Source organism: Empedobacter sp. UBA6305, from assembly GCF_002440405.1.
GTDB classification, from domain to species: Bacteria; Bacteroidota; Bacteroidia; order Flavobacteriales; family Weeksellaceae; genus Empedobacter; species Empedobacter falsenii_B.
In genome coordinates, this window is sequence record NZ_DJTP01000030.1 from 13458 (window position 1) to 31785 (window position 18328).

13 protein-coding genes and 1 pseudogene are annotated in these 18328 nt (G+C 30.2%); 5 read left to right on the forward strand and 9 right to left on the reverse strand.

Annotated features, from left to right (window positions below; all coding sequences use genetic code 11):
- Window positions 1-72 precede the first annotated feature (72 nt).
- From recQ to B3M86_RS07860, 5 genes are all read left to right on the forward strand, one after another.
- Window positions 73-2274, forward strand: a complete 2202-nt coding sequence (gene recQ / locus B3M86_RS07840; protein WP_291051262.1) for a DNA helicase RecQ — start codon at window positions 73-75, stop codon at window positions 2272-2274.
- Between the two features lie 66 nt (window positions 2275-2340).
- Window positions 2341-3876, forward strand: coding sequence for a 2,3-bisphosphoglycerate-independent phosphoglycerate mutase (gpmI, locus tag B3M86_RS07845; protein WP_291076222.1), 1536 nt, complete (start codon window positions 2341-2343; stop codon window positions 3874-3876).
- A gap of 27 nt (window positions 3877-3903) precedes the next feature.
- Complete coding sequence (locus B3M86_RS07850; RefSeq protein ID WP_115001885.1) at window positions 3904-4326, forward strand: BT0820 family HAD-type phosphatase; 423 nt, start codon at window positions 3904-3906, stop codon at window positions 4324-4326.
- Entirely contained in the window at window positions 4323-5132 is an 810-nt protein-coding gene (gene map, locus B3M86_RS07855) for a type I methionyl aminopeptidase (RefSeq protein ID WP_125349798.1), read from the forward strand. Before B3M86_RS07850 ends, map begins: the two co-directional genes overlap by 4 nt.
- A gap of 34 nt (window positions 5133-5166) precedes the next feature.
- A complete protein-coding gene (locus B3M86_RS07860) occupies window positions 5167-5919 on the forward strand; it encodes a class I SAM-dependent methyltransferase (protein ID WP_115001888.1) in 753 nt (250 codons plus the stop codon).
- A gap of 37 nt (window positions 5920-5956) precedes the next feature.
- Here B3M86_RS07860 and B3M86_RS07865 read toward each other — a convergent pair whose 3' ends face one another.
- From B3M86_RS07865 to B3M86_RS07905, 9 genes and pseudogenes are all read right to left on the reverse strand, one after another.
- On the reverse strand, window positions 5957-6994 hold the full coding sequence (locus B3M86_RS07865; protein WP_125349799.1) for a hypothetical protein: 1038 nt from the start codon (window positions 6992-6994) through the stop codon (window positions 5957-5959).
- A gap of 7 nt (window positions 6995-7001) precedes the next feature.
- The gene (locus tag B3M86_RS07870; RefSeq protein ID WP_115001891.1) at window positions 7002-8036 is read right to left on the reverse strand and encodes a hypothetical protein; all 1035 of its coding nucleotides are present in this window, start codon (window positions 8034-8036) and stop codon (window positions 7002-7004) included.
- Between the two features lie 140 nt (window positions 8037-8176).
- On the reverse strand, window positions 8177-11014 hold the full coding sequence (gene polA, locus B3M86_RS07875; RefSeq protein ID WP_291076220.1) for a DNA polymerase I: 2838 nt from the start codon (window positions 11012-11014) through the stop codon (window positions 8177-8179).
- A gap of 110 nt (window positions 11015-11124) precedes the next feature.
- The gene (locus tag B3M86_RS07880; RefSeq protein ID WP_180905218.1) at window positions 11125-11457 is read right to left on the reverse strand and encodes a 2Fe-2S iron-sulfur cluster-binding protein; all 333 of its coding nucleotides are present in this window, start codon (window positions 11455-11457) and stop codon (window positions 11125-11127) included.
- A gap of 236 nt (window positions 11458-11693) precedes the next feature.
- Window positions 11694-13050 (reverse strand): annotated as a pseudogene (locus tag B3M86_RS07885) (IS3 family transposase).
- Window positions 13051-13480: 430 nt separating this feature from the next.
- Window positions 13481-15673: a peptidase domain-containing ABC transporter gene (locus tag B3M86_RS07890; RefSeq protein ID WP_414646625.1), complete on the reverse strand. Its 2193-nt coding sequence runs from the start codon at window positions 15671-15673 to the stop codon at window positions 13481-13483.
- Window positions 15674-15682: 9 nt separating this feature from the next.
- Window positions 15683-16693, reverse strand: coding sequence for a hypothetical protein (locus B3M86_RS07895; protein WP_291066493.1), 1011 nt, complete (start codon window positions 16691-16693; stop codon window positions 15683-15685).
- Window position 16694: 1 nt separating this feature from the next.
- Window positions 16695-18053 (reverse strand): radical SAM/SPASM domain-containing protein, encoded by a 1359-nt coding sequence (locus tag B3M86_RS07900; protein ID WP_291066495.1) that lies wholly within the window; start codon window positions 18051-18053, stop codon window positions 16695-16697.
- Between the two features lie 61 nt (window positions 18054-18114).
- Window positions 18115-18276, reverse strand: coding sequence for a hypothetical protein (locus tag B3M86_RS07905; RefSeq protein WP_291066497.1), 162 nt, complete (start codon window positions 18274-18276; stop codon window positions 18115-18117).
- Window positions 18277-18328: the final 52 nt, after the last annotated feature.

Sequence of the window (18328 nt, forward strand, 5' to 3'; positions counted from 1 at the left end):
ATGTGTATATTTAAGAGTTATCAAATATAGGAACTATTTAATTTATAATATTAATTTTAGTCTTTTGTGTAGATGGAAGCCACTTCGAAAAACTTAACATCTTACCTAAAAAAATATTTTGGTTTCGACCAATTTAAAGGACAGCAGCACGAAATCATTACAAGCTTACTAAATAAAGAAGATGTATTTGTTTTGATGCCAACTGGAGGAGGTAAGTCTTTATGTTATCAATTACCGGCATTAATGTCAGATGGAGTCGCGATTATTGTGTCCCCTTTAATCGCGCTGATGAAGAATCAAGTAGACGCTATACGTGGAATTTCTGAAAATGATGGAATTGCCCACGTATTAAACTCATCTTTAAACAAGTCAGAAACGAAAACAGTTATGACAGATATTAAAGATGGAGTAACTAAAATGTTGTACGTTGCACCCGAATCTTTGACAAAAGAAGAATACATCGATTTCTTTAAATCGGTAAAAATTTCTTTTTTTGCTATTGATGAAGCGCACTGTATTTCTGAATGGGGACACGATTTTCGACCAGAATATCGTAATCTAAAAGCGATTATCAACAAAATTGGTGATGCGCCAATTATTGCTTTAACTGCAACAGCAACACCAAAAGTACAAGAAGATATTCAGAAAACTTTGGGAATGCAAAGCGCTAAAGTTTTTAAAGATTCTTTTAATCGTACGAATTTATTTTACGAAATCCGCCCAAAGGTTGATCAAGACAAACAAATCATCAAATTTATCAAACAAAACGATGGTAAATCTGGTGTCATTTATTGCTTGAGTCGTAAAAAAGTTGAAGAAATTACGCAACTTTTACAAGTAAACGGAATCAATGCCATTCCTTACCATGCAGGTTTAGACGCCAAAACACGTAGCAAACATCAAGATATGTTTTTGATGGAAGATGCAAGTGTCGTTGTCGCTACAATTGCTTTCGGAATGGGAATTGACAAGCCAGATGTACGTTTTGTGATGCATTACGATATGCCAAAATCGTTAGAAAGTTATTACCAAGAAACTGGTCGTGCAGGTCGCGATGGTGGTGAAGGTGTTTGTATTGCTTTCTATGATTATAAAGATATCGAAAAGTTAGAAAAATTCTTAGCAAGTAAACCTGTTGCAGAACGCGAAGTTGGAATGCAATTACTTTCTGAGGTTGTAGCATATGCCGAAACTTCGATGTCGCGTCGTAAATTTTTGTTACATTATTTTGGAGAAGAATTCGACGACAAAAACGGCGAAGGGGCAAATATGGACGACAATATGCGCAATCCTAAAAAAATGATTGAAGCAAAAGATGATGCAGTAATTGCATTAGATGTTGTTCAGAAAACAAATCAAAAATTAAAATTAAATGATGTTGTAAATGTTATAGTTGGTAAAGAAACTTCTATTACAAAATCATATAATTTGAGCTCTGAAGATTTCTTCGGAATTGGAAAAGCAAAAGAAGATTATTATTGGAAATCTATTTTACGCCAATTAATTGTACGTAATTTATTAGAGAAAGAAATCGAATCATATGGTATTTTAAAAATTACCAAATCTGGAAAAGATTTCATTAGTAAGCCAACTTCTTTTGAAATTGCCGAAGATATTGATTTCAAAAAATTATTATCAGAAGGTAGCTTTGAAAAAGAAGAAACATCTTCTGCACCTATTGCTTTTGATGATGTTTTATTGAAACAATTGAAAGATTTACGTAAAAAAATCTCTAAAAAACATCAAATTCCACCTTTTGCAGTTTTCCAAGATTCGAGTTTAGATGATATGACAATGCAATATCCAACAACAGTTAAGGAGTTAACAAATGTGTTTGGTGTTGGAGAAGGGAAAGCTCAGAAATTCGGAAAAGAATTTGTAGATTTTATTGCGCAATATGTTAAAGACAACGACGTTATTCGACCTGAAGATATGGTGATTAAACAAGTTGCTGACAAATCGAGTCACAAAGTTTATATCATTCAATCGACAGACAGAAAGTTAAATCTTGAAGATGTTGCGGAAGCAAAAAATATGACGATGAGCGATTTACTTTCAGAAATGGAAAGTATCGTTTATCAAGGAACAAAATTAAATATCAATTATTATATTGACGAAGTTTTGGACGAAGATCAACAAGAGGAAATTTATGAATTCTTGATGGACGCAGATTCTGACTCAATGTCATCATTATTAGATGAATTTGGTGACGATTATGATGAAGAAGAATTACGTTTAATGCGTATCAAATTCATCAGTGAAGTCGCAAATTAAACCATACAAAAAATAAACTTTCAGCCCAAGGAATGCTTATCTTTGGGCTTAATTATTACAAGAAAAATGAACAATAAAGCAATATTAATGATTTTGGACGGATGGGGAATTGGACCAAACCCTGCTGTTTCTGCAATCGCGCAAGCAAATACACCTTTTGTAGATAGCTGTTTCGAGAAATTTCCACATTCTACGTTGGATACGTTTGGTTTAGCCGTTGGTTTACCAGAAGGACAAATGGGGAATTCGGAAGTTGGACATATGAATTTGGGTGCTGGACGCGTAGTTTTCCAAAACTTAGTTCGAATCAATATGGCGGTTGAAAACGGAACGTTACAAAACGAACCTATCTTAAAAGATGCTTTTCAATATGCTTTAGAGTATAACAAAAAAGTACATTTCATTGGTTTAGTTTCTGATGGTGGTGTACACTCACATATCAATCATTTGAAAGGTTTGTTAGATGCAGCAAATCAATCAGGTTTACAACAAAATGTTTTTGTACATGCTTTCACAGATGGTCGTGACACCGATCCAAAATCTGGCGAAGGATTTATCACAGAATTGATGAACCACATGACAAAATCAACAGGAGAAATCGCTTCGATTACTGGTCGTTATTATGCAATGGATCGTGATAAACGTTGGGAACGCGTGAAATTAGCATACGATGCAATGGTAAATGCAGTTGGTGAAACAACAACAAATCCATTAGAAGCAATTCGTGCATCTTATAATGAAGGCGTGACAGATGAATTCATCAAACCGATTATTGTAACGGATGAAAATGATCAGCCAAAAGCTAAAATCGAGAATGATGATGTAGTGATTTGTTTCAATTTTAGAACTGATCGTGGACGTGAAATCACAGAAGTTTTAACGCAACATGATTTTCCAGAATTTGGAATGCATAAATTAAATCTAAAATATATCACTCTCACAGAATATGATGCTACATATACTGGAGTTGCGGTAATTTTTGACGAGAAAAATATTGTAAATACGTTAGGAGAAGTTATTGCGAATGTTGGTCGTAAGCAAATTCGTATTGCTGAAACTGAAAAATATCCACACGTAACTTTCTTTTTCAATGGTGGTCGCGAAGAACCTTTCGTTGGTGAATCTCGTATTTTATGTGCTTCGCCAAGAGATGTTGCGACTTACGATTTGAAACCAGAAATGGCAGCATATGATATTACAAATGCAATTGTACCAGAAATCGAAAAAGAATCAGCGGATTTCATTTGTCTTAACTTCGCTAATACAGATATGGTTGGACATACAGGTGTTATGTCTGCGGCAATAAAAGCTGCTGAAGTAGTAGATTCTTGTGCGGAAAAAATTATAAATGCAGCTTTAGAACATGGTTACAATGTGGTGATTTTGGCTGATCACGGAAATTCAGATTTTATGATGAACGAAGATGGATCACCGAATACGCAACATACAACGAATCCTGTTCCATTTATTTTGGCTCAGAAAAATATCGAATGGAATGTTGAACATGGTAAACTTGGAGATATTGCACCAACTATCTTAACTTTGATGGGAATTGAAATTCCAACTGAAATGACCGGAAACATTATTGTTCAAAAAAAATAACCTAAATAACTTTAAATACTTACAAACATGATTAATAAAATTATTGCTGTTGACTTTGATGGAACTGTGGTAGATGATAAATATCCAGAAATTGGAAAAGCTAAAATCTTCGCTTTCGAAACATTGAAACAATTACAAAACGACGGATATCGCCTTACTTTATGGACTTATCGTAGTGGTAAATACTTAGATGAGGCTGTAGAATTCTGTAAAAAAAATGGAATTGAGTTTTATGCCATCAACAATAGTTTTGACGGAGAGGATTTTGATAAAAATACGCAAAGTCGAAAAATAAATGCCGATATCTTTATCGACGATAGAAATTTAGGAGGTTTCCCAGGTTGGAGTGACGTTTATCAAATCATTACAAAAAAGATTGAATTAAGTGTTCACGCAAACGGACAAAAAGCTCCTGAGAAGAAAAAGAAAAGAGGATTTTTCGGATTATGATACATTTAAAAAGTAAAGAAGAATTAGAACTAATGTACCTAAGCGCTCAATTGGTTTCAAAAACCTTGGGTATGTTAGCCAAAGAAGTAATGCCTGGTGTTACAACCAATCATTTAGATAAATTAGGAGGCGAATTTATTCGCGACAATGGTGGGTATCCCGCATTTTTAGGAATGTACGATTTCCCTAAAAACCTTTGTATTTCTCCAAATCAACAAGTTGTTCATGGAATTCCAAACGATGAACCACTTAACGAAGGAGATATTGTTTCGGTAGATTGTGGTGTTTATATGAATGATTTTTACGGAGATCACGCTTATACATTTGCAGTTGGTGAAGTAGATGCTGAAACTGAAAAATTATTACGCATTACAAAAGAATCTATGTTCAAAGGAATAGAACAAATGAAAAAAGGTAATCGCGTAGGTGATATCGGTTTTGCAATTCAACAATATTGTGAAAAAGAAGGTTACGGAATCGTTCGTGAATTAGTTGGACACGGATTAGGTCGTAAAATGCACGAAGAACCGCAAGTTCCTAATTATGGACGTCGTGGATCTGGTAAAAAAATTGAAGAAGGAATGGTGTTAGCTATTGAACCAATGGTAAATATGGGAACTGAAAAAGTCTTCTTTCATCCAGATGGCTGGACGGTTACAACGCGCGATGATAAATATTCGGCTCACTTCGAACACGATGTTTGTGTGGTAGATGGCGAACCAAAATTATTGTCAACTTATCAGTTTATTTACGATGCTTTAGGAATCGTATCTGACGAAGAAAAACCATTTTTATTCAAACCTTAAGAAAACTTTTGTGAAAAAGCTTTTAAAAAAAATTATGAATATTCTACCTCGTCCTTTATTAATACAAGGTAGTTATATTATTCGTCCTGTTTTAGTTTGGTTTATGAAAGGAAATCGCTTCGTAGACCCAATTGATGGACAAGGTTATTATAGTTTGTTGCCTTATGGTTACGAAAAACAGCGTGATAATGTACTTTCACCCGGAACTTTTTCATTAGAAAGACATCGCTTGATGTGGTTGTACCTAAAAAATGAAACGTCTTTCTTTACTGAAAAAGCAAAAGTTTTGCACATTGCTCCAGAGCAATCTTTTATCAAACGTTTTCGTGCGATGAAGAATTTAGAATACATCACAAGTGATATAGAATCGCCTTTGGCAGATGTAAAAGCAGATATCTGCGATTTACCTTTTGGTGATGATACATTTGATATCATTTTTTGTAATCACGTTTTGGAACATATTCCTGACGATCACAAAGCGATGAGCGAATTATTTCGTGTCATGAAACCAGGAGGTTGGGGAATTCTGCAAGTTCCGATTTCGTATCAACGTGATGTAACGTACGAAGATCCAACGGTTACAACAAAAGAAGAACGTAAAGAAAAATTTGGACAATACGATCACGTTCGTGTCTATGGTTTAGATTATTACAGACGTTTGGAAGATGTAGGTTTTATCGTCGAAAAAGTAGATTACACAAAACAAATTCCGTCGGAAGATGTTCAAAAATATTGCTTAGAAAAAGGTGAAATTTTACCTGTGGTTCGCAAACCAAAGACTGAATAAAATATAAAATCCAAGAAATAATTTTCTTGGATTTTTTTTATTTAAAGCTTCTACGAATATCCATTTTTTCGTTCACCGATTTGTTGAATTCAGGAAATGGTTGTATGCTAAAATCTTTGACTTCGAGCTTTATTTTCATGTCATTTGTATGTTGACTTTTATCTTTCTCCAAGAAAGTTGAATTCCAATTTCTAAAACTCTCCTTTAAAATCCATTTATTTTGATAGGGTCTGTATTTATACATCACCTCATTATTATGGATTGTATATCCAAATTTCTCAGAATGTTCATTTTCTCTTTTCGTAAAACTTTCTACAATTGCAAACGATTCTTTATCAATCAGAAAATTACAAACAAAATTAACTTTTGGATTTTTCAATTCTATCTCATACATGTACTTATCTGCATATTTAGAAATGATAACTTTTTCGTCATATTTATTTTCAGATGTTCTTTCTTGCATTTTCTTGACAAATTCCAACAAAGAAATATGGTTAAAATATTCATTCATATGATACAATGATGTTAATTGCCTTCCTTCTCCAACAATTCTTCTATTCACAACATTATTTGAATGTATTTTTAAATTATTTTTTTTGAAACGGAACTGTAAATCAACATCAATCATATCTCTATTAACAGAATCCATTATTGCATCAAGTACAAAGTTTACTTTATAAAAATGCTGTTCTGTATTAAAGTTTTTATCATAATTCTCAATTACTTTTTTCAAAATATCCTCAGATTTTAAATTCGTTACAAAAGCTTCTTTTAATTCAACTTCGGATACTTTTTCAAGTTTAATTGTTAATTCAGATTTCAAATCAGAAACGTTGATGATCGCATCTTGGTAATCTTTTTTCGACACGATTAATTCATCTGTTTGCGAAACATTACTCAAATCAACAATAGCTTTTCCTTCCATATCCGAAATAAAATTCTTTGTTGAATTTTTGAAATATACATCGGCATCATCAAGTGGTAAATTATCAGAAAGGTCTAATATTTTTAGATTTACAATTTGCGCATTTAAACAAATCGTAAACAATGTAAATAAGTAAAATATCTTCTTCATAAATCGATTATTTAAAACTTCTACGAATGTCCATTTTCTCATTCACCGATTTGTTGAATTCAGGAAAAGGTTTTAAACTATAATCATTCACAATTATACTAAAATTCATGTCTAAATCGGTTTTTTCATTTTCTTTTTCATAAGTCACATTCCAAATTGCAGAAGTTTCCTTCAAAACCCAATTCCCTTTATGAGGACGATATTTATAAAAAACTTTTCCTTCACGCAAAAAATTATTGGGAGAAACTTCTTTATCACGATTATAAGATATTAAAGAAAATTCTATCACTGCAAATGTTTTCTTATCAATAATTAAATAATAATCAGTTGAACTCGTTTTCAAGTGAATTTCATAAACAAAAGAATCAGCATATTTTGTTATAGTTAAATTATTTTCTAATAAAGACTTATCATTTAGTTTATTCACAAATAACTGAATATAAACATCTTTCAAATAATAGCTCTTCAAATATTCTGATAATTTTATATTTGCATTTGGTTGCCAACCACTTTTTATTTCATTATTCACAATTCCGTTCGACTTGATTTTCAAATCACCACGTTTGAATTTGAATTGTAAATTTGTATCAATAAAATCTTGATAGATATTGTTAAATAATAAATTTTGTTGAAAATTGACTAAGAAATAATATTCATCAACCTTAAAATTTTTGTCATAATTATCGTAAACTTTTTTCAAAATATCTTCAGTTTTCAGGTTCGTTACAAAAGCTTCTTTTAACTCAACTTCGGATACTTTCTCAAGTTTAACGACCATATCTGATTTCAAATCTGAAACTTTGATTACTGCATCTTGGTAATCTTTTTTCGACACGATTAATTCATCTGTTTGCGAAACATTACTCAAATCAACAATAGCTTTTCCTTCCATATCCGAAATAAAATTCTTTGTTGAATTTTTGAAATATACATCGGCATCGTCCAATGGAAAATTATCAGAAAGATCTAATATTTTTAAATTTACAATTTGCGCATTTAAGCAAATCGTAAACAATGTAAATAAGTAAAATATTTTATTCATATAATTTAAAATCAATAATGAATTAAAGATATATTTTAATCTCGTTAAGAATTTGTTAATCAGAATATTTTATAGATATTTTAACAAAAAAAAACGCTACTAAAAAGTAACGCTTTATAATTATTGTAAATAATATTTTTCTAATGAGCTTCTAACCAATTCGCTCCTACTCCGACTTCTGCAATCAACGGAACATCCATTTGCATTGCAGCTTCCATAGTCGATTTGATTAATTCAGAAACTTTTTCAACCTCATCTTTTGGTGCATCAAAAATTAACTCATCATGCACTTGTAAAATCATTTTGGTTTTATAATTTTTCTTCAATTCTTTCTGAATTTGAATCATTGCCATTTTCACGATATCAGCCGCAGTTCCTTGTATTGGTGCATTTACAGCATTTCGCTCAGCATGCGAACGCACTACTGCATTTCTCGAATTGATATCTTTCAAATAACGGCGACGTCCCATTAACGTTTCTACAAAACCTTGGTCACGAGCCACCTCAACTTGTTTTTCGATATACGCTTTCAACGTTGGGTAAGTTTCATAATACGCATCAATCAATGCTTTGGCTTCTTTACGAGAAATATTCGCTTGATCTGCCAAACCGAAAGCCGAAACACCATAAATAATTCCGAAATTCACCGTTTTTGCCTGACTACGTTGTTCACGCGTCACCTCATCTAAAGCTACATTGAAAACTTTTGCGGCAGTAGAAGCGTGAATATCTTCTCCATGTTTGAAAGCTTCTACCATTGCAGGATCTTGTGACATTTGTGCAATCAAACGCAATTCAATTTGCGAATAATCGGCAGAAATAATCACATGATTTTCATCTCGCGCAACAAAGGCTTTACGAATTTGCTGACCTTCTTCTGAACGAATCGGAATGTTTTGTAAATTCGGATTTACAGAAGACAAACGTCCCGTTGCAGCAACCGTTTGCGCGTATGTTGTATGCACGCGACCAGTTTTTGGATTCACCAATTCTGGCAACGCATCAATATAAGTCGATTTTAATTTTTGTAATTGACGGTACTCTAAAATATCATTGATAATTGGATGCTTATCTTTCAGTTTTGATAAAATTTCTTCTCCTGTTGCATACTGACCAGTTTTAGTTTTCTTCGCTTTTGGATCTAATTGTAATTTATCAAACAAGATTTCTCCCAATTGTTTTGGCGAATTAAGATTGAATTCTTCTCCAGCATCTTCCTGAATTTTTGCTTCTAATTCTCTTAATTTCGCTTCGTGTTTTACCGAAAGTTCTTTCAAGAACGGAACATCCAAATTAACACCTTCCAATTCCATATCAGCCAAAACTTGCATCAATGGCATTTCAAGATCAGTGAATAATTTGTGTGTATTTGATTTGATTAATTCTGGTTCGAAAAGATTTTTCAACTGATTTGTAATATCAGAATCTTCTACTCCATATTCGGTTTGCTCCATCAACGGAACATCACGGAAATTCTTTTGATTCTTTCCTTTTTTTCCAATCAAACTTTCGAGTGAAACTGGTTGATAACTCAAATATGTTTCTGACAACACTTCCATATTGTGATGCATATCTGGATTAATCAAATAATGCGCAATCATCGTATCAAAATTTTGACCTAAAACAACAATGTCATATTTGTTTAAAACTTTAATATCATATTTTAGATTTTGACCAATTTTCGAAATTGATTCATCTTCAAAAAATGGTTTAAATTCGTTGATAATTGCTTTTGTTTCTTCAAAATCTGTTGAAAAAGGCACATAATAACCTTTTCCTTTTTCCCAAGAAAACGAAATCCCGACCAATTCTGCTTCTAACGCATCCAAAGAAGTTGTTTCTGTATCGAAAGTCACTTCTTTTTGTTTCAGAATATTTCTCAACAATAATTCTCTTCCTTTTTTCGTATCGATTAATTGATACAAATGATTGGTTGTTGAAATATCTGTAAAAGCTGAATTTTGTGGAACGATTTCTTCATCAGACGTAAAATCGAACAATGATTGTTGAGCCATTTGCACTTGATTCGAAGAAATCTGACTTGCCGCAGAAATTTCTTCTTGCGCTTCTTTGATAATTCCCGAAACATCCAAACCATAAATTCTGTAAACCGTTTCTAACATACGACGGAATTCTAACTCCGTGAAAAGTTCAGTAACTTTTTCTATATCTGGCGGGCAAACCGTTAAATCTTCTTCATCAAATTCTACAGGAACATCTGTAATAATCGTTGCTAATTTCTTCGAAAGAATTCCAAGCTCTTTATTCTCTTCAATCTTTTCTTTAGCTTTCCCTTTCAGCTTATCTGTATTCGCTAAAAGGTTTTCCAATGATCCAAATTCTTTCAAATATTTACTTGCCGTTTTTGCTCCAACACCTGGTAAACCTGGAATATTATCCACAGCATCACCCATCATTCCAAGGTAATCGATAACTTGAATTGGATCGTCGATTTCAAATTTTTCTTTTACTTCTTCAATTCCCCAAATCTCAACACCTTTTCCATTTGCAGCAGGACGATACATTTTAATTTTTTCCGTTACCAATTGCGCAAAATCCTTATCGGGTGTCACCATATAAGTTGTATAACCAGCTTTCTCTGCTTTCTGTGCTAATGTTCCGATCACATCATCTGCTTCGTAACCTTCGGCGAAAAGTACTGGAATTTTTAACGCTCGTAAAATATCTTGAATATACGGAACGCCTTGACGAATGGCTTCTGGCGTTTCATCACGATTTGCTTTATATTCAGGATAATCTACCGTACGAACTGTTGCTTGACCAACATCAAAAACAACCGCCAAATGCGTTGGTTGTTCACGTCGAATGACATCGAACAAGGAATTCGTAAATCCCATAATTGCCGATGTATTGAAACCTTTTGAGTTGATTCGTGGATTTTTGATAAATGCATAATATCCTCTAAAAATTAAGGCATAAGCATCTAACAAAAAAAGTCTTTTATCTAATTGATTCATTTAATAAGTTTTAAGTATTACGCTAAACGTTTTACGCTAAACGTTTTACGCTAAACGATAATAACAAAATTGTGACGTAGAACTTATAACGTACCACGTAAAACTAAAATTTAATATTCTGGTGCTAATTCAACAACCAATCCATCCATTTCATCCGAAAGATGTAACTGACAACCTAAACGTGAATTATCTTTCACATTAAATGCCTCTGCTAACATTGCATCTTCATCAGGCGTCATTTCTGGTAATTGAATTTCTGGAGTCAACACATAACATTGACAAGAGGCACACATCGCCATTCCACCACAAATACCAATGGTTCCTTCTGGTGCTAATTCGTAGGCGCGCACAAGCTCCATGATATTCATATTCATATCAGTAGGCGCGTCAACTTCATGCGAAACACCTTCTCTATCTATAATTGTAATTTTAATATCTGCCATAATACTTTTTCAAGTTAAACAAAAATACGGATTGTTTACTTTCAAAAAAAGAATATACCTCATTGGTTCATATTTAATACTAATTTTAAATAAGAACTGTTACGAATTACGAATTTTGTCGACTAATTAGTAAAATTAAAAAAATGAATTCACACGAAATAGATTATAAAATATATGGCTGTACGTTTTCAAAACAAATGAGACATTTCAGTTAAAAAATTAAGAGAGTGTTTTTTTTATAAATTTATAATTTTTTGTTGAAAATACAATTGCCTTCTTTTAGCGATTGTTTTTTGTTTAATAATTGCTCTTTTTTCCAATATTTTATCTGCTCTTCCGAAATACATATCGGCAGGAGTTAGATTATTCAAAGCCTCATGATATCTACGATTGTTGTAATTTTCGACAAAATGTTCGAGGGCAAAAATTAGTTCCTCAGGATGATAATAATGATCCAGTTTTACCACATTTTTCATTGTTCTATGATAACGTTCAATTTTTCCTTGCGTTTGAGGATGAAGCGGTTTTCCTCGTATATGTTTCATTTTTTGAGTATTTTTCAAATAATCTTTTAATTCATTTGAAACATAACAAGGTCCATTGTCTGACAATAATTTTGGTCTCTGTTTGGTTTTAATTTGAGCCTTTTCAATTGCCTTTTTTACGGTTCTTTTTACATCTTCAGCCTTCATCGAGCTGCACAACTCCCAATGAATAATATAGCGACTGTAATCGTCCAAAATAGTACTCAAATAATACCATCCCCAACCAATAATCTTGAAATATGTAAAATCTGTTTGCCACATTTCATGCACAAAATTGGTTTTGTCGTTGAATTCATTTGCTGCTGAAATTAAGATATGATTGGGTGCAGAAATCAAATCTCTTTGCTTTAATATCCGATAAACGCTCGATTCTGAAATAAAAATACCTAATTCGTCCGTCATTTTAAATGCTAATTCTCTAGCCGATAATTCTGGATAATCTAAGGCTAATTCTACAATCAAATCTTTCTGAGATTCGGGAATACTGTTCCATTTTCGATGAATAGATGGACGTTTTGATTCTAAACCTTCAAATCCATTTTCAAGATAATTAGAATACCATTTGTAAAATGTACTTCTGGAAATACCAAACTCATCCAAAGTCCGTTTAACACCGATTTCTGAACGTGTAACAACTTCAATAATCTCGTATTTTGGCTTGCTGACAATCGCATATATTTCTTAAATTTATCATTTAATCCAACGAATTCAAGGTTTTTTTTACGATATCATAGCGAACAACCAAATCAGCTACAATTTCTTTGAGACGCTGATTTTCTTTACGCAATTCGAGTACATCATCACTGGTTGCTTCTCTGGAAATGTCTCCTGAAAGACGTTTTTTACCAGCTTCTAAGAACTTTTTGTTCCATTTATAAAATTGTGATTGGGAAATCGAGTATTTTCGACACAATTCGGCAATAGAAGTCTCTACTCATAAAGCTTCCATAACGATTAATATCTTTTGCTAGGCTGTAAAAATCCGACGTGTATTATTACGGATATCTTTTACAAATTTCTCTGGGGTTTTCTTTTTTGAAATTGCCATAATTAAAGTTAACGTTTTTTATTAAAAACTATAACTTATTTTTTAGGTCTTAGATGTCCACTTTTTGCTGAAGATTTACAGGAACTATTTTTGTTTAATTTTCAGTAGTAAAGATTGATTTTGTCATATATTGTAAGGTGTAATTTATGCAAAAAGTTTATACCAACACTTTGATACACAAGGTTATCAGATGAATTGATTTTAGGTATTTTAAGGACATAAAAATACCCGATAATAGAATACTATCTATTATCGAGGTTGATTATTTTATTGTTAAATGACTGTAATAAGTGTTTTGTAGTATAACAACACTTCTGATATACTACCGAGGTGTTTTAATACATTTATATTTAGTGTTTTATGAAGTTTTTAATTTTCAAATGTATACAATACGTATACATTTGAAAATTAAAATAATATCTGTTCATTATTAATTACCCAATTCTAATTGATTTTTAACTAAATGGAAATAGTCAGCTTTATTATTTATCAATTCCTGATGATTACCTATTTCAACAATTTCTCCATTTTTGAGCACAATAATTTGGTCTGCATTTTTAACTGTAGATAAGCGATGAGCGATTATTACTACTGTCTTGCTTTTAAAAAAATCTTGTAAATTGTCATGAATTATTTTTTCATTATCTGCATCTAAGGCACTTGTAGCTTCATCAAAAAAAACATAATGAGGGTTTTTATAAACTGCCCTTGCAATTAATATTCTTTGTTTTTGACCTCCTGAAATACCATTACCTGATGCTCCTATTTTTGAATTATATTTTAAAGGTAAAGAGTTAATAAAATCTTTTATATTCGCAGTATGTAATGCTTTGTTGAGATTTTCTTTATTAATATTTTCATCTCTTGTAGCTATATTTCTTTCTATAGTATCTGAAAAAATAAATCCATCTTGCATAACAACACCACAGTTTTCTCTGATATTTTTTGCTGAAAGTTTATTAATATCAATGTCATTGTAAAATATATTTCCTTCTGTTGGTTTATAGAATTTTAATAATAATTTCATTAGAGTGGTTTTGCCACTTCCACTTGCTCCTACAATAGCTGTAACTTTCCCTTCAGGAATGAATAAATTAATTTTTTTTAAAACATAGGGTGATTTTGAACCTTCATATTGAAAACTTATATTATTTAATTTAATTCCATTGTTTTGATAAGAATTAAGATTTAATTGTACTTGCTCTGATTCTTCTTCTGTAGGATGGTTTTGAACTTCATTTAGTCTTTCTAAACTCAATTTAGCATCTTGAAGTGATCTAAAAAAACCAACTAACTGATTAACAGGAGAGTTCATTTGTCCTATTATATAGGAGACACTTAACAATTCTCCCAAAGTCATTTTTCCATGCACAACAAAAGTGGCTGCCAAAAATGTTACAATAATATTCTTTAATTGATTAACAAAATCAAATCCTAATATTTGTATTTGGTCAAGTTTCAAAATCTTTATATTTACATTAAAGAGATTATTTTGTATTTTTTTCCATTCTTTGAGCTTAAAGTCCTCAAATTGATTTAATTTTATCTCTGTGATTCCATTAATAATTTCATATATGGATCCTTGATTTTTGCTTTTTTCCTGAAATCTAAAATAATCCAATATTTTTCGTTTTCTTAGCCAATAAAAAGACCATAGAATAGAAATAATTGTCAAAGAGATATAAATTAATAAAATTTTAAAGTCATAATGCCATAATACTCCAAAGAAAACTGCAAAAGTTATTATTGAAAAAAAAGTTACTAAACTTTGAGATGTTAAAAATAGCTCAATTCTTTCATTATCCTGAATCCTTTGGTTAAAGTCTCCCATCAACTTAGTATCAAAAAAATTAATGGGCAGCTGTATCAATTTTTTAAGAAAATCTGAAATAATATTGATACTCAATTTTGTACCCATATATAACATGAGCCAATTTCTTATTACTTCAATAGTTGTAGAACCTAAAAATAAACTCAATTGTGCTAACAATATAACAATAATGAAGTTAATATTTTTCTCATTAACTCCTTTATCTATAAGATTTTGAGTTAGAAAAGGAAAAATTAGTGTAATACCACTTCCTAACATTAGCATGAAAAACATTAAAAATAACTGCTTTTTAAAATGTTTAAGGTACCTAAATAATAATTTAAAATTTACTTTATCTTCGATAGGAGGAACTGCTTTATAAAATTCTTTTGTGGGTTCTAAAAATAATGCTATCCCTTTGTTACTATCTGAAATCCAATACTTTTTGAATTTTATTTCATCAATTTTTATTAATCCATGGGCAGGGTCTGACAAATGATATATATATTTATCTGAAAAAAAACTTTTAGTAATTTTTCGTAATACCACAAAATGGTTTTGATTCCAATGAAGAATGCAAGGAAAAGATTCTTTTTTTTTCTTTAGAGCATCAATAGTTAGTTTTGCAGATAGATTATCAAAACCAATTTTTTGAGAAGCTTCTGTAATTCCTAATAATGAAACCCCTTCACGAGTTATAAAAGAATTTTCTCTTATATATTGAAGTGAATATTTTTTGCCATAGTAACTTGAAACCATGCATAAACAAGCTGGACCGCAATCCATTTCATCGTGTTGAGAAATAAAATACACTACGTAAATTTAATAAGTATAAAATTTAAAATTCTTTTCATCTTGTAGAAGTTTTTCAATAAAATATTTATATGAGTCAAAATTATTTTTTTTAGAAAAAAGTTCTATAGATTTATTATATAGTAATATATCAGTGTTATATAAATAGTTTAAAATAATTTTATAATATATATATATAAAACTAAAAGCTGTATTTCTATTTAAGACACTATTATTATTTTCAATAATAAAATTAAAAAAATCTTCTATATTATCATTGATAATTAACTTCATAGCTTCTAATGAAAATTTTATATTCTTAACATCATAACTAGAAAAAACATCATACAAGACTTCTATAAAGTTTAAGGTATTTTTATCATTTATTTTAATTACACCTTCATCAAGAATTAAATAATTACTACATATATCAATGATATAATTGATATAAGAAATTAGTTCATCATCATCTGAACAAGTTTTTTTAAAGATACAATCAAAATGATAGAAATGATTATCAGATATAATATTTTGGAATAACTTTTTAATAAATATTATGGATTCATCATAACGCTTTTGATAGATAAGAATTCTGAATTCATTTATTTTTTGCTCAACAAAATTAAAAATAATATTTTTATAACCTTTCTTATATAATATATCAAATTTAGCATATGATTTATCTAAATTTATTTTAGCATTTAAATAATCATTTTTTTTGTAGAAATAATAGGCTACAACTGGAAAATATAAACTATCAATGGATAATTTTGATAATTCATTAGAATAAGTAATGTTTTTATCAACAAGATATTTCAAATTATACTCTGCCAAAACATTATTTCCATTTCTTAGAAAATGAAGAATTTTATTATATTTATTAAAAACAAAATACATCTTAAAAATATCTTCTTGGCTTGAAACAGATTTTGAAAACTGTATTAATTCTGTAAATACATTCTCCCTATCAAAATTTTCTATTGTATCAAACGAATCTATTGTATTTTCTATTGTTCTATAAAGTTTATTTGAATAATTCATTTTATATAACTAAAGCATTATTTTTATTTAAGTAATCAATAAGTAATCTGTCACTAAAGTTAAATTTAAAACTAGGACATCCAGTTTCATCATTATACCAATTTTTAACACATCCTCCTCCACAAACAGGAAGTAATTCACATTTATTACAGGTAGAAAAACCCTCTTTTTTTATATCATTATACCAATTTCGAGTAGTTGCCAACTCATTAGGAACAAAACTTTCATTTAATAAATTTCCTATTTTATGTTTGTCATCATTATATGCAGGAGTGTAAGTGAATTCATAACAAGGATATACATTACCAAAAGCATCAAAGACTTCAGAATCCTTAGCTACAACCATACAAGGCATATATTCTCTTTTTGGAGTTAAAGAAGTATTGATTAAAAAACCTTTTTGATGGGCATATAACATTAAATCTATTTCTATATCTGCAAAGTCTCTTTTTGTAAATCCATCTATTGTACCATATTTTTTATCTCCCCAATCAACAATAGGAGCAAAACTAAATTGTATTTTTCCTTGTGCATTATTTTCTGCAAATAAGTCTATTAAAGGTTTTATACTATCCAAATTAGTTTTATCAATATTAATTCTTATTAGAATAGGGTCTTTTATTTCTTCTTGATAGTAATCTAAGTTAATAATATTAATAATATTATTAAAAATTATATCAAATGTATTTTCTCCTTTTTTTGTAATTCTTCGTGTATCATGATGTTTAGCAGTCCCATCTAAAGTTATTTGATAATTCCATATCTTATGATTAAGATAAAGTTCTTTAAAAATATTAGGCTTTAAACTTAATCCATTTGTGATGATAGAGCTATGATATTCAACATTGTTAATTTTACATAAATTAATGATTTCTGTACTCATTTTTTTTAACTGTGAAAGAGCGTTTAAAGGCTCTCCTCCATACCAATTAACAAATAAGTTTTTAAATTTAGAAGACTCAAGTTTTGATTTAATTCTTTCCAATGTTTTGTCATAAACATCACTTTCCATATTATTTTTAGAATGTTTTTGAGCACAATAATGACATCCTAACTGACAATTTGCTGTAGGTTGTATAGTAAGATCCAGATGATGAATATTATCAACCATAGAGCTGTTTTGAATCATAATTTCATTAAACTCGTTTTCATTTTCAGGAATAATAATTTCCATGGAAAATAGAGAATTTAATAATTTATCATCTATATTACTGAAATCATTTTTTAATATTTTTTGAAAAATATTTTCGTCAATGAGTGCAGTTAGAGAAGTTCTAGTAGAATAAATAATTCTTTTAAACTTATCCTTTTCCTCAAAAGATTCTGAGAATGCTAAATACCTAGATGTTACAAAATTCATGTTTTAATTTTTTAAAATTTAAAAGTAGAGTTATTAAAAAATAACCCTACTCATTTGTTGTTTAATTTTGTTTTTTCTTACATTGAGAACATCCAAGAACAATATCGTCTTCGTTTTTACCTCCTTTGATAGATTGTAAAGAAGTAATAACCTCAAAATCTTTAGAAGTCTCTTTTTTTTCATTAAAGGATTTTAACGCTCCTTTTAAAATTGAATTTTTCATTTTAAATAAAATTGTAATCTTCCCTAAAAACCGGAACGTTTAAAAATATAGT